Origin of the sequence: Streptomyces sp. H39-S7 (assembly GCF_027158205.1) — a bacterium.
In the GTDB taxonomy this organism is placed as follows: domain Bacteria; phylum Actinomycetota; class Actinomycetes; order Streptomycetales; family Streptomycetaceae; genus Actinacidiphila.
Window position 1 is genome coordinate 23,184 of the sequence record NZ_JAPVLU010000047.1, and the last position, 13,036, is coordinate 36,219.

A 13,036-nucleotide genomic window follows, 5' to 3' on the forward strand; every position below is an offset into this window, starting at 1 on the left:
AGGTGTTCGTACGGCAACGTCCCGGCTGCGCACGGTCAGACCCCCGGATCCTTGAGAATCGGCCTTTTGACACGGGCACGCACCGCCTCCAGCTGAGCGGCGAACGCGATGCCCAGGAACAACGCCATCGCCGTGAGGTAGGACCACAGCAGCAGCGAGATGAAGGCACTCAGCGGACCGTACACGGAGTTGAACGAACTGCTGAACTCGACGTACAGGCTGAGCAGCCAGGTCAGCAGCGTCCACAGCGCCAGGTAGACGGCCGCGCCGAAGGCGAGCCAGGTGTAGCCGGGCTGCCGGCGCCGCGGTGAGCTGCGGAAGATGACGGAGGTGGAGAACAGGGCCAGGAGGATGCCCACCGGCCTGCGCAGCACGTTCCAGGCCGTCGTCTGGCCCGGCGTCCAGTGGTACACCTCGGCCGCCGCTCCGGCGATGTCCGCTCCGCTGACCATGAGGATGGAGCCCATGCCCAGGGGTACTCCCGCGAGCAGCATCATCAGCAGCCCGCGCCGGTACTTCAGGTGGAAGGGCCGGTCGCGCTCCACGCCGTAGATGCGGTTGGCACCGCGTTCGACCTGGGCCATCGCGGTGGTGACGTTCACCAGGGCGAACAGCAGACCGAACCACAGCGCCAGCTGCCCGCCCTCGTCCGCGTGGCGGCGACTGTCGGAGAGGGCGTTCCGGACCACGTCGGAGCTCGGGCCGCTGGAGATGCGCAGCACGGTGAGTTCGGCCACCCGTCCGATGCCTTCCGCGTGCACCGCGGTGGACAGGCCGATGAGGGCGATGGCGAGCGGCACCAGCGACAGGACCGTCTGCAGGGCCAGTGCGCGCGCGTGACTGAAGCCGTCGGCGTACCGGAACCGCAGGAAGGCGTCGCGGACCAGCTTCCATCCGCCGTAGCGGCGCAGCGTGGCCCACGCCTCATCGCCCGAGAGCTCGTCCCCCTTGATGTCTCGGGTCTGCGGAACTCGGGTTGCCGTGCCCATCGCGTGCTCCTGTCAGGGCTGCCGGTTTCCCGGTGCCCGTCGGCGTCGGTGAGGATGCGGCCGGCGCTGTCGCCGGCAGTTGCATCAGCAGGGCGCCCGGATCGACCTCGATCGCCAGCCGTCTGCCGGGGCCGACCGGTTCTCCGTCCAACTCCCGTTCCTGGGGCTGTTCGAAGGTCATCTCGATGCGCCGTGCGGTGAAGTACTCCAGCGTGCCGTCGGCGAACCGTTCGCCGCTCCCCGCCGGCCGTGCCTTCTCCTGGTGCTGCCGCTTGAGCACATGAGTGGCGGCGCGCAGCCAGCCGAGCGGCCCCGTCGGGTTGAGCAGCACGACCTCGAAGAGGCCGTCGTCCGGCTGCGCGGCGGGGAGCAGGGGCACACCGCCCTGCAGGGTGCCGACGTTGCCCACCAGGACCATGCGCGCCCTGCGGTCGAGCTCCGGTCCGTCGTCGAGCCGCAGGGTCAGTCGCATCCCGGGATCGCGCAGATGCCGCGCTCCGGAGACCAGGTAGGCGGCCCAGCCGATGCCGGCCTTCATCCGGGAGGAGGCGTCCTGGACCACGGCGGCGTCGAATCCGGCGCCTGCCATGGCGGCGAAGCGCGCTTCGGAGATCCCGTCGCCGTCGGCGATGCCGAGGTCGATGGGTCGCGCGGTGCCCTCCAGGGCGGCGACGAGCGCGGCGATGGGATCGACCGGGTAGCCGAGGTTGCGCGCCAGCAGGTTGCCGGTGCCGCAGGGCAGGACGGCGGTCGGGACCCCACTGTGTGCCAGGGCGCCGGCGCAGGCCATCACCGTGCCGTCGCCACCGCACACGACGATCAGATCGGGCTCGCGCAGGATGGCCCGCCGTCCCGCGCCGTTGCCCGGATCCTCTTCCGTGGTCATGTGCCAGGAGACGTCATGGAAGCCGTGCCGCCCCAGCGTGCGGCGGATCGCCTCGTGCAGCGCGTCGTCCACCACGGTCGGGTTCAGCACGACGGCGGCTCGCCGCTCGCGCCGGGCGACAGCCTCCTGAGCGTCGGTGGACCGCCCGGTCCGCGGCGGCGGTTGCGGGCGGGACCGCGCGGACAGGAGCGAGCGCCCCACGATCAGCAGGATCCCGGCGCCGTTGCACAGGCCGAAGAACACATCGGTCGGATAGTGCATCCCGCGGTACAGGCGCGACACCGCGACCACGACGGGTACGGCGAACAGGACCGCGGCCAGGACACAGCGCCGGCCGCCGCGGAACCGGAGGAGGACGATGACGGCCAGACCGCCGTACAGCGCCGTCGCGGCACCGGTGTGTCCGGAGGGGAAACTGGACGTCGGCGGGGCGACGTCCAGGTGCTCCACGTCCGGCCGGGCCCGGTCGATGGCTGCCGTCACCGTGAGGAAGACGAGTGACTGCAGAGCCACCGACGACGCCAGGAACAGGGCCTCGCGCTGGAACCGGCCGCCGTGCACCGGCAGCAGGAGCAGGGCCAGGGACACCGTCGTGACCAGCACGACGGCCTGGGTGTTGCCCGCCTGGGACACCCAGAGGGTGATGCTGTTCCAGTCCGCCGACCGGTGTGCGGCGAAGGCCCGGTTGATCCCGGCCTCCGCGGTGAAGGGCGGGATCTTCACCAGCCACTTGGTGAGCAGCAGGCCGAAGCCGACCAACAGCACGCCCTGCATCACGAGCAGCACACCGATGCGCCGCACCGCCACTCCGTCGCTTGGTCTCATAGGCGGCTTCTTGCCCGTCCTGGCCGAACAACTCCTCTCCGCGCGGGCGAGATACCGGAAGGCGGCGCCCGCGGCGCTCCGCCATTCGACGCCATTTACCCCGGAGGGATAGTCCGGGCCGATGGCGATGGCGCGCTCGAACACGATGTGTCCATTCACTCGCGTCACTCCAGGATCGCGAGGTGTCCGAGATGGCGCCAAGGGTCGCGGAAGGCGACTGCGGGACGTCGGGATCCGCCTCGGGGAGAGTGGGAGCGAACTCGAACTGTTCGCCGAGTTTCTCCCGCGCACCGCGAACACCGGCACCGCGAAGTCATCCGGCCGGTACCCGGCCGAGTGGGGCAACTCCCCCCGCTGTGAATGGAATTACCCGTCCGAACGGGTGCACTTCCAGGTCAACGGCGGGCACTGCTCCTATCCTCGCGCGCCCGAAAGATGTAACCTCCCGGACGTGATCCCGGGAACCGAGTTGGCTTTCGCGGACGTTGACTGGGATGGTCTTACTCATACGGATGCCGGTGCAGCTCGGTCCGGTCCGGACCACGGGACGTGTTGTGAGCGTCCGTTTCGAATATCCCCTCCTCTGTTGATGGCTACCATCACCGTCATCAACGACGCGAAGTGAGCAACGAAAGGCGAGTGGTGTCCATGTCGGACGTCGTGTCCAAGAACCAGGGTCTGCAGAGCGAGTACGAGGCCCGTGTCGCCGCGGATCTGCGCCAGAACGAAGGGGACCGCGACCGCGTCCTCGCGCAGATCGACGCGCTGCAGAAGGAACTGGAGATCCTCGTCCAGGACCGCGAGATGCTGCTGAGCATGCAGAGCGCCGTCGGCGCGACGAAGCAGGCCGCCCCCGAGCCGGCCGAACCGCAGGCGAGTGAGCCGGAGGCGCGCGTCGCGCCGCACGCGAAGTCGAAGGTGCCCGGCGCCCGCCGTCGTACCGCGCGCAAGTCGGTTCCGACCCAGGGTCGTGCCGGCCGCGGCCGCAAGACCGACGCGGCGAGCGCCGTGGCCGATGCCGCGCACGCCGCGAAGGCGCCCGCCAAGGCCGCGACCACGAAGGCCACCGCGACCAAGACCGCGACCAAGACCCCCACGAAGACCGTCACCGAGAAGCCGGCGAAGGCCTCCACGGCCAAGTCCGCGACCGCGAAGCCGGCGAAGGCCACCGCGGCCAAGACCGCCACCCCGAAGGCGGCCGACACCAAGGCCGCCGCCGCCCCCAAGGCGGACAAGCTCGTGAAGGTCGTGGAGAACTTCCTGCTCAAGCAGGGTGCCCCGGCCTCGGCCGCCGAGGTCGCCACGGCCATCTCGACGCCGGAGCGCGCTGTCACCATCATGAGCGTGCGCACCGCACTCGAGGGTCTGGTCCGCAAGTCCGCGGCCCTGCGCTCGAAGCAGTCCCGTTCGGTCTACTACGAGGCAGTCCCCGCCGGCACCGTCGTCACCGCGGCCGTCGAGGCCCCGCAGCAGAGCGAGTCCGTCACCCAGTAGGTCCCGGCTGCCCACGTCGGCCAGGTACTGAGTGAGCAAGCGGAGGGCCGGCGAGGCTGCGGGGTGACGACCCCGCGGCTCAGTCGTCGATCGCCCGGTACGCCGAGGTCCAGAAGTCCTGGAAGACGGCGGGAGGAGTCGTGGAATCCATCTGGCGCTGGGTCAGCAGGATGCCGACGAGGTCTTCCCCCGGGTCCGTGTAGGCGGAGGTGCCCGTGCCGCCGTTCCACCCGAACCGCCCCGGGGTCGTCGCCAGATCGCTACGCCGGACGGAGACGGAGAGGCCGAAGCCCCAGCCCTCGTCGGGACCGAGGAAGCTGTGGGTTCCCGGCCTCTGCTCCGCCGTCAGGTGGTTGCTGGTCATGAGCTCGACCGAGGGCCGGGACAGCACTCGTTCGCTGCCGTACCGCCCCCGCCCCAGCAGCATCCGGCAGAAGGCCAGGTAGTCGTCCGCCGTCGAGACGAGCCCGCCACCACCGGACGGAAATGCCACCGGGCGCCCCCAGCGGCTGTCGGCGGGATCGTCGTGCAGGGCGAGTTCCGCGGTACGGGGAAGCGCCCGGTAGCTGGGCGGCAGTCGGTCCAGCTTCTCCGGCGGCACGTGGAACGCGGTGTCCCGCATCCCGAGCGGACCGAAGACGCGATCGCTGAGGAAGGACGCGAACGACCGGCCGGCGGCGCGCGCGATCAGCACCCCGAGCACTTCGGAACCCGTGTGGTACATCCACTGCTCGCCCGGCTGATGGACCAGCGGCAGGGCACCGAGTCCCTTCATCCACTCGTCGGGATCGAGCGCCGGCGGGTTCGGGCTGGGTGTGAGGCCGGCCTCGTCCATCGCCCGCTGGATCGGGTGGGTCCCCCGGGGCGCGAGCACCGATCCGATGCCCGGCCGGAACGTCAGCAGATCCCGCAGGGTGATCGGCCGACGTGCCGGAACGGTGTCGTCGAGGGGTCCGTCGAGTCGCCGGAGGACCCTGCGGCCGGCGAGTTCCGGCAACAGCCGGTCCACCGGCTCGTCCAGCCGCAGTACGCACTCCTCCACCAGGATCATCGCGGCCACCGCGGTGACGGGCTTGGTCAGTGACGCGATCCGGAAGATCGTGTCGCGGCGCATCGGCACGGTGCCGCCGGCGGCCATCGTGCCCAGCGCCTCGACCCGTGTCTCCCCGCGCCGGTGCACCACGGTCACGAGGCCGGGCACGTCACCGCGTTCGACGTGACCGGACATGACGTCGCGCATCCGGTCGAGGCGTTCCCCGGACAGTCCGCTGCCGCTCAAAGGTGGTTCCCTTCGTCAGCCGGTGATGAGCACCGGCGGGTCGGTCAGGACGGACGCGCGTCGGAGCCGGTCGGGCGTCAGCCCTTGGACGACGCGTCTCCCAGCGCCTTGGACACGATCGCCTTCGCCTCCTCCTGCACGCGGGCGAGGTGCTCGGGCCCGTGGAAGGACTCCGCGTAGATCTTGTACACGTCCTCGGTGCCGGACGGCCGGGCGGCGAACCAGGCGTTGTCGGAGGAGACCTTGAGACCGCCGAGCGACGCGCCGTTGCCGGGCGCCGCGGTGAGGACCGAGGTGACCGGCTCCCCGGCCAACTCGCCCGCCGGGACCTGTTCGGGGGAGAGCGAGGCGAGGACGGCCTTCTGTTCGCGGGTCGCCGGCGCGTCGATCCGGGCGTAGGCGGGCTCGCCGAAGCGCGCGGTGAGATCGGCGTAGTGCTGCGACGGGCTGCGGCCGGTCACGGCGATGATCTCGGCCGCGAGCAGCGCCAGCAGGATGCCGTCCTTGTCGGTGGTCCACACCGATCCGTCCCGGCGCAGGAAGGACGCGCCGGCGGACTCCTCGCCGCCGAAGCCCAACGAGCCGTCCAGCAGCCCGTCCACGAACCACTTGAAGCCGACCGGCACCTCCACGAGCTTGCGGCCGAGGCCGGCGGCCACCTTGTCGATCATGGACGAGGAGACGAGGGTCTTGCCGATCCCGGCGTCCGACGGCCACTGCCCGCGGTGCTCGTAGAGGTACGAGATCGCGACGGCGAGGTAGTGGTTGGGGTTCATCAGCCCGGCGTCCGGGGTCACGATGCCGTGCCGGTCGGCGTCCGCGTCATTGCCGGTGGACACCTGGAAGTCGTCGCGCCGCGCGATGAGCGAGGCCATGGCGTGCGGTGACGAGCAGTCCATCCGGATCTTGCCGTCCCAGTCGAGCGTCATGAAGCGCCACGTCGGGTCGGAGTGGGGATTGACGACCGTCAGATCCAGCCCGTGGCGCTCGGCGATCCGCCCCCAGTACGCGACCGACGCGCCACCCAGCGGGTCAGCGCCGATCCGTACTCCGGCCGCCCGGACGGCCTCCAGGTCGACCACGGCGGGCAGGTCGTCGGTGTAGTGGGTGAGGAAGTCGTAGCGGCCCGTGGTGCCGGCGGCGAGCGCGCGGGCGTACGGGATCCGCCGGACGTCCTTGAGGCCGCCCGCGATCAGCTCGTTCGCCCGGTCCTGGATCCAGGAGGTGGCGTCGGAACCGGCGGGGCCGCCGTTCGGCGGGTTGTACTTGAAGCCGCCGTCGGCCGGCGGATTGTGCGAGGGCGTGACGACCACGCCGTCCGCCAACCCCGAGGTGCGACCGCGGTTGTGGACCAGGATGGCGTGCGAGACCGCCGGGGTGGGGGTGTAGCCGTCCGCGGTGTCGATCAGCACGGTGACGTCGTTGGCGGCGAACACCTCCAGCGCGGTGGCCCGCGCGGGCTCGGACAGCGCGTGCGTGTCCGCCCCCAGGAAGAGCGGCCCGTCGGTTCCCTGCCCGGCGCGGTACTCGCTGATCGCCTGGCTGGTGGCGGCGATGTGGTCCTCGTTGAACGCGATCGACAGTGACGAACCGCGGTGGCCGGAGGTCCCGAACGCGACCCGCTGCCCCACCTCGCCCGGGTCGGGTCGGAGCGTGTAGTACGCGGTCACCAGCCGGGCCACGTCGACCAGGTCGGCGGGCTGTGCGGGCTGTCCGGCGCGCTCGTGCGGCATCTGGGTCTCCTCCGGGTGCGAGTCCGCCCGCCACCGTGGGCCGGTGCCCGTGGTGGCGGACGTTCCGCGTCGTTCGGCATTGTTCCCATTCTCCGTGCCCGGCGCGAGAGGGCGCACTCCCGGTGGCGCGGACCATTGCCGTGTCGCGGGACAAGCCGCCGTGCGGCGGACAGCCGACGGGCCGCGTGACGTTTGCCGTCCGGCGATCCGGTACAGAAGAGGGCTACGAGGCCTGCACCGATCTCCGCGTCCCGGGCCGGCCCCGCTGATGCCGGAGCGGAACGGGCCGGGAGGGCAACGCCGCGGACGCCGGGTGATCAGCGGAGAGGTGGGACACGGTGAAGGTCGGGCTGTTGACGCGCGAGTATCCACCGGACGTGTACGGCGGAGCCGGGGTGCACGCGGAGTTCCTCGCGCGGGAACTGCGCGGGCTCGTCGATCTCAGCGTCCACAGCTGGAGCACCACCGACACCGACTCCGACACGGGTGGCGACGTCGCGGACCAGGCCTCCCGCCTCGTGCGGCACCGCGCGGCCGCCGGACTGGACGGCGCCAACAACGCACTGCGGACGCTGTCGGTGGACCTGTCCATCGCAGCCGCGGTGACGGACGTCGACCTGGCCCACTCGCACACCTGGTACGCCAACATGGCGGGCCATCTCGCCAAACTGCTGCACGGCATCCCGCACGTGATGACCGCCCACTCCCTGGAACCGCTGCGCCCCTGGAAGGCCGAGCAACTGGGCGGCGGCTACGCGGTCTCCTGCTGGGCCGAGCGCACCGCGGTCGAGGCGGCGGACGCGGTGATCGCGGTGTCCCACGGAATGCGCGCCGACGTGCTCGCCTGCTACCCGCGGGTGGATCCCGACCGGGTCCACGTGGTGCACAACGGCATCGACACGGCCCTCTACCGGCCCGACCCGCGGACCGCCGTCCTGGAACGCCTCGGCATCGATCCGGGCCGGCCCTTCGTCCTGTTCGTCGGCAGGATCACCCGACAGAAGGGCGTCCCGCACCTGGTGCGCGCGGCGCGGGAGTTCGCCCCCGGTACGCAGGTCGTGCTGTGCGCGGGGTCGCCCGACACCCCGGAGCTGGACGCGGAGTTCCGCTCGCTGGTCGGTGAGCTGCGGGAACGGCGCGACGGTGTGGTGTGGATCCCGCAGATGCTGCCCCGCCCCGATGTCGTCCAACTCCTCACCCACGCGGCGGTGTTCGTCTGCCCGTCGGTCTACGAACCGCTCGGCATCGTCAACCTGGAGGCCATGGCCTGCGGCACGGCGGTGGTCGCCTCCGCCGTCGGCGGCATCCCCGAGGTGGTGGAGCACGGCCGTACGGGGCTGCTGGTGCCCTACGAGGAGGCCGATCCGCGCGGCTTCGAGGCCGCGCTGGCGGCCGCTGTCAACGAGGTCGTCACCGACGGGCGGCGGGCCCGGGTGATGGGGGAGGCGGGGCGGCAGCGCGCCGTGACGGAGTTCGGCTGGGACGCGGTGGCACGGAGGACCGTGGAGGTCTACGCGTCGGTACTGGAGTGACCGGCTGCCAGCAGGCAGCCGGAGACGAAGGGGGTCAGGGTGAGCGGACGACCGAACGTGCTGGGCATCGTCCTCGCAGGGGGCGAAGGCAAGCGGCTGATGCCGCTGACCGCGGACCGGGCCAAGCCCGCGGTGCCATTCGGCGGGGTCTACCGACTGGTGGACTTCGTCCTGTCGAACCTGGTGAACGGCGGCATCCACCGCATCTGCGTGCTCACACAGTACAAATCGCACTCCCTGGACCGGCATGTGTCGACCACATGGCGGATGACCGGTCTGCTGGGCGACTACGTCACCCCCGTCCCGGCGCAGCAGCGCCTCGGCCCCCGCTGGTACCTCGGCAGCGCGGACGCCATCTACCAGTCGCTGAACCTCGTGCACGACGAGCAACCCGACTACATCGTGGTCTTCGGCGCCGACCACGTCTACCGCATGGACCCGCGGCACATGCTCGACCGGCACATCGAGGCGGGGGCCGGGGTGACGGTCGCCGGGATACGGGTACCGCGGGAGCAGGCGTCCTCCTTCGGCGTCATCACCACCGCCCACCGCAGCACGCAGATAGACGGCTTCCTGGAGAAGCCGGCCGATCCGCCCGGTCTCGCGGACGACCCGGACAGCGTCTTCGCCTCGATGGGCAACTACATCTTCTCGACCAAGGTCCTCATCGACGCGCTCCAGCAGGACGCCGAGGACGAGAACTCCGTGCACGACATGGGCGGCAGCATCCTGCCGCTGCTCACCGGGCGCGGCCAGGCGCAGGTCTACGACTTCGACGACAACCAGGTGCCGGGCGAGACGGACCGGGACCACGGCTACTGGCGCGATGTGGGCACCCTCGACGCCTACTACGAGGCCCATATGGACCTCATATCGATCCGGCCGGTCTTCAACCTCTACAACCGGCAGTGGCCCATCTTCACCAACCAGGCCCAGCGGCCGCCGGCGAAGTTCGTCGCCGGCGGGATCGCCGGCGAGTCGATGGTCAGCACGGGCTGCATCATCAGCGGCCAGGTCACCGGATCCGTACTGGCCCCCGGGGTGATCGTGGAACAGGGAGCCGTCGTGCAGGAGTCCGTCCTGCTGGAGGGCGTCCGGGTCGGCCGCGGAGCGGTCGTCCGCCGCGCGATCCTCGACAAGAACGTCGTCGTACCGCCCGGGGCGACCATCGGCGTGAACTTCGACCACGACGCCCGGCACTACACCGTCTCCGCCGGCGGAATAGTGGCTCTGGGCAAGGGTCAGCTGGTGGCCTCCTGAGGCGCTCGGCCGGGCCGGGCGGTCACGGACGCAGTTCGGCCCGGCCAGCAGGGGGGGAGAGCTGACCGGGCCGAGACTGCGAGGTAAGGGGGGCCTCTACACACTCGCCTGCCCGGCTCCGGCGACGGCAAACGTCATCACCGTCATGTGATGTACGTCACATGACGGTGATGACGACCTTGCCTCGTCCGTGCCCCGCGTCCAGGTGCCGCATGGCGTCGGCGGCGGCGCTCAGCGGGTACGTCCGGTCGATGACCGGGGTGAGCCTGCCCTCCTCGATGAGCTCCGCCAGGAACCGCAGGTCCTTCTCGCGCTGCACGGACATGAGCCCGCGCAGCCGCTGCCGCAGGAAGGGGGAGAGCAGCATCGCCCGCAGTTGGCGGTCCGAGCCCTGCAGCCACCGGCCGCCGCCTTCGGCGCCGACGATGACGAGCGTTCCCCGGGGGGTGAGGGCCCGCCGCAGCAGTGACAGGGGGCGGTTGCCGCCGGTGTCGAGGATGAGGTCGTACCGCCGTACACCGTCCGCGAAGTCCTCCTGGGTGTAGTCGATCACCTCGTCCGCTCCGAGGGAGCGGACGAGGTCGGTCTTGGCGGTGCTGCAGACGCCGGTGACCCGCGCTCCGAAGGCCTTCGCCAGTTGCACCGCGAACGTCCCCACGGCACCTCCGGCCCCGATGACCAGCACCGACTGGCCGGACTGGATCCGCCCCCGGTCCCGGAGGCCCTGCAGGGCGGCGACGCCGGAGCTGGGTACGGCCGCGGCCTGTTCCGCGGTGAGGTTCGCCGGCTGGTGCGTGATGCGGTCCTGCCGGGCGCACGCGTACTCGGCGAAGGAGCCGTCGCAGGTGCCGAAGACCTCGTCGCCCGGCCGGAACCGGGTCACGTCGGCGCCGGCCTCTTCGACGCTCCCCGCCACGTCCATCCCGCGGACGCGGGCCTTGGGCCTGCGCAGCCCGTAGCCGAAGACGCGGATCAGGTACGGCAGGCCGGTCATGACGTGCCGGTCCCCGACGCCGGCGCTCGCGGCCCGCACGCGCAGGCGCACCTCCCCGGCCCCGACCGCGGGCGGCTCGATGTCCCGGACTTCGAGGACATCGGCCGACCCGTAGCTGTCCTGGACAACCGCCTTCATGACTTCTCTCCTTCGTCGTCCGGGTACTGGAACACCTCGCCGAGCGGCACCGCGAAGGCGCGTGCGATCTGGAACGCCACTTCGAGGGATGGTGAGTAGCGGCCCTGTTCGATCGCGATGACGGTCTGCCGGGTGACGCCGATGCGGTCCGCGAGATCAGCCTGGGTCATCTCGGCGTTCACGAACCGCAGGCGCCGGATGTCGTTGGTGACCCTGGTCGGCTTTCCCACGGCTAGAACCCCCGTCGGTAGGCGACGAGTTTCACCGTGGTCCCGCAGAGCGCCGACAGGACGAACGCGAGGTAGATCGCGTTGGCGATCCAGAAGTGGTCGACCTCCGCCATGGCCAGGCCGAGCGGCGCCACGACGCCGACGCCGAGGACGATGCCGCCGACGTACTCGCCGAGCCGGTGAATCTCCCGGTCCCGCTGGTCGCTCCTGCCGGCCTCCGTGGGCCAGGCGGCGGAGATCGCGACGTGGCCCACGATCGACGCCGTGATCGCGGCGCCGATGGCCAGGAGCATCGGCGTCACGTAAGCGACCGTGTTCAGCGGGACGCCCTGCGCTCTGCCGAGGACGGCCACCAGATAGCCCGCGTACCCGCCGATCGCGACCACCGCGTAGACCCAGGCGTTCTTCTCGTCGAATGACATGCCATGAATGTATGGAAGAGCAGACACGATGTCTATCATTCTTGACATCGCATCTCGTGGACGGCACGTCGACGTCAGATCTGGTTCAGGGCTGCGGGTCAGGCCTGGGGGTGTCCTGCCCGGCGCCGCCGACGGGTGAGGGCGAAGGCGGTCCCGAGGGAGCTGACGAGGCCGATGCCCACGCCGCCGGCCGGCCGAAGGCCGCCCTTCGGTGACGCTGCCTGTTGTAGCGTCTGCGTATCGTGGATTCGTGGGGCCCCGTGGGCTGCGGTCGGGAGGCTGACGCACGTGAAGTTGTCCGTGTCGCTGGGCTATTGGCAGGACCGGCCGCCCGAGGAGGCACTGCTGACGGCGGCCGTCGCCGAGCACCACGGCTACGAAGAGCTGTGGCTCGGCGAGATGGCCACGTACGACGTGTTCGCCCTCGCCACCGCCGTCGCGTTACGCACCCGGAGCATCCCGCTGACCGTCGGCCCGCTCGCCGTGGCCGTACGCGACCCGATGACGATCGCGCGCGGGGTCGCCTCGGTGGCCGCCCTCACCGGGCGGCGGGTGGACGTGGCGATCGGCAGCTCCAGTCCGGTCGTCGTCGAGCAGTGGCACGGCCGCTCGCACCGGCGCAGCGGAGTGGCGCTGCGGGAGTCGGCGATCGCCCTGCGGCAGTTGCTGGACGGGGAGCGGACCACCTCGCCGGGTGAGGTCGTGAGCACCAGCGGGTACCGGCTGCGGCTGCCGGCCCCGAAGTCGCAGCTGACGGTGGCCGCCTTCGGCCCCGTCGCGGTCCGCACGGCGGCCGCGTTCGCCGACCGGATGGTGCTGAACCTCCTCACGCCGGCCTCCGCGGCGACGCTGATCGGACGGATGCGGGCCGAGGCCGGTGCGCTGGGACGTCCGTCGCCCCGGGTGGCCGCCTGGGTGACGGCCGCCGTCGACCCGTCCCCCGAGGCGCTGGAGCAGTTGCGGCGCGGCGTGGTGGGCTACCTCGCGGCGCCCGGCTACGCCGAGATGTTCGTCGAGGCCGGTTTCGGGGAGGTCGTGGAGTTCGCACGGTCCCGGCCGCATCCGCGGGAGCTGCTGGCGGCGGTTCCGGGCGAACTGATGGCCGCGGTCGGGCTGGTCGGCGACCTGGACGCGGTCCGGGCCAGGCTCGCGGAGTACGCGGCGGCGGGAGTGGACGAGATCGCGGTCGTCGCGTCGAGCACGGACGCCGACCCGGGGGGCGAGCGGACGCTCGCCCTGCTGCGGGACCGGTAG

Annotated in this window: 11 protein-coding genes; 4 read left to right on the forward strand and 7 right to left on the reverse strand. The window is 71.3% G+C overall.

The window, feature by feature from the left end; genetic code table 11:
* Positions 1-35 precede the first annotated feature (35 nt).
* Both O3X23_RS34155 and O3X23_RS34160 read right to left on the reverse strand, forming a co-directional pair.
* On the reverse strand, positions 36-989 hold the full coding sequence (locus O3X23_RS34155; RefSeq protein ID WP_269276383.1) for a YihY/virulence factor BrkB family protein: 954 nt from the start codon (positions 987-989) through the stop codon (positions 36-38).
* Complete coding sequence (locus tag O3X23_RS34160; RefSeq protein WP_269276384.1) at positions 925-2,700, reverse strand: diacylglycerol kinase family protein; 1,776 nt, start codon at positions 2,698-2,700, stop codon at positions 925-927. The genes O3X23_RS34155 and O3X23_RS34160 overlap by 65 nt, the downstream gene beginning before the upstream one ends.
* A 648-nt stretch (positions 2,701-3,348) precedes the next feature.
* On the opposite strand from O3X23_RS34160, the gene O3X23_RS34165 reads away from it, so the two are divergent.
* A complete protein-coding gene (locus O3X23_RS34165) occupies positions 3,349-4,194 on the forward strand; it encodes a hypothetical protein (RefSeq protein WP_269276385.1) in 846 nt (281 codons plus the stop codon).
* 79 nt (positions 4,195-4,273) lie between these two features.
* Here O3X23_RS34165 and O3X23_RS34170 read toward each other — a convergent pair whose 3' ends face one another.
* Both O3X23_RS34170 and pgm read right to left on the reverse strand, forming a co-directional pair.
* The gene (locus tag O3X23_RS34170; protein ID WP_269276386.1) at positions 4,274-5,473 is read right to left on the reverse strand and encodes a serine hydrolase domain-containing protein; all 1,200 of its coding nucleotides are present in this window, start codon (positions 5,471-5,473) and stop codon (positions 4,274-4,276) included.
* 77 nt (positions 5,474-5,550) lie between these two features.
* Complete coding sequence (gene pgm / locus O3X23_RS34175; protein WP_269276387.1) at positions 5,551-7,206, reverse strand: phosphoglucomutase (alpha-D-glucose-1,6-bisphosphate-dependent); 1,656 nt, start codon at positions 7,204-7,206, stop codon at positions 5,551-5,553.
* A gap of 338 nt (positions 7,207-7,544) precedes the next feature.
* Here pgm and glgA point away from each other — a divergent pair, with 338 nt between their 5' ends.
* Both glgA and glgC read left to right on the forward strand, forming a co-directional pair.
* A complete protein-coding gene (gene glgA / locus O3X23_RS34180) occupies positions 7,545-8,738 on the forward strand; it encodes a glycogen synthase (protein WP_269276388.1) in 1,194 nt (397 codons plus the stop codon).
* A 39-nt stretch (positions 8,739-8,777) separates the two neighbouring features.
* Positions 8,778-9,998, forward strand: coding sequence for a glucose-1-phosphate adenylyltransferase (gene glgC / locus O3X23_RS34185; RefSeq protein ID WP_269276389.1), 1,221 nt, complete (start codon positions 8,778-8,780; stop codon positions 9,996-9,998).
* 157 nt (positions 9,999-10,155) lie between these two features.
* Here glgC and O3X23_RS34190 read toward each other — a convergent pair whose 3' ends face one another.
* From O3X23_RS34190 to O3X23_RS34200, 3 genes are read right to left on the reverse strand one after another with little or no spacing between them, the layout of a single operon-like run.
* A complete protein-coding gene (locus O3X23_RS34190) occupies positions 10,156-11,130 on the reverse strand; it encodes an NAD(P)-dependent alcohol dehydrogenase (protein ID WP_269276391.1) in 975 nt (324 codons plus the stop codon).
* Positions 11,127-11,360: a helix-turn-helix transcriptional regulator gene (locus tag O3X23_RS34195; RefSeq protein WP_269276392.1), complete on the reverse strand. Its 234-nt coding sequence runs from the start codon at positions 11,358-11,360 to the stop codon at positions 11,127-11,129. Before O3X23_RS34195 ends, O3X23_RS34190 begins: the two co-directional genes overlap by 4 nt.
* Positions 11,361-11,362: 2 nt before the next feature.
* Complete coding sequence (locus tag O3X23_RS34200; RefSeq protein ID WP_269276393.1) at positions 11,363-11,782, reverse strand: hypothetical protein; 420 nt, start codon at positions 11,780-11,782, stop codon at positions 11,363-11,365.
* 288 nt (positions 11,783-12,070) lie between these two features.
* Between O3X23_RS34200 and O3X23_RS34205 the strand changes: the two genes are divergently transcribed.
* Positions 12,071-13,036 carry an LLM class F420-dependent oxidoreductase gene (locus O3X23_RS34205; RefSeq protein WP_269276394.1) on the forward strand — a complete coding sequence of 322 codons (966 nt, stop codon included), beginning with the start codon at positions 12,071-12,073 and terminating at the stop codon, positions 13,034-13,036.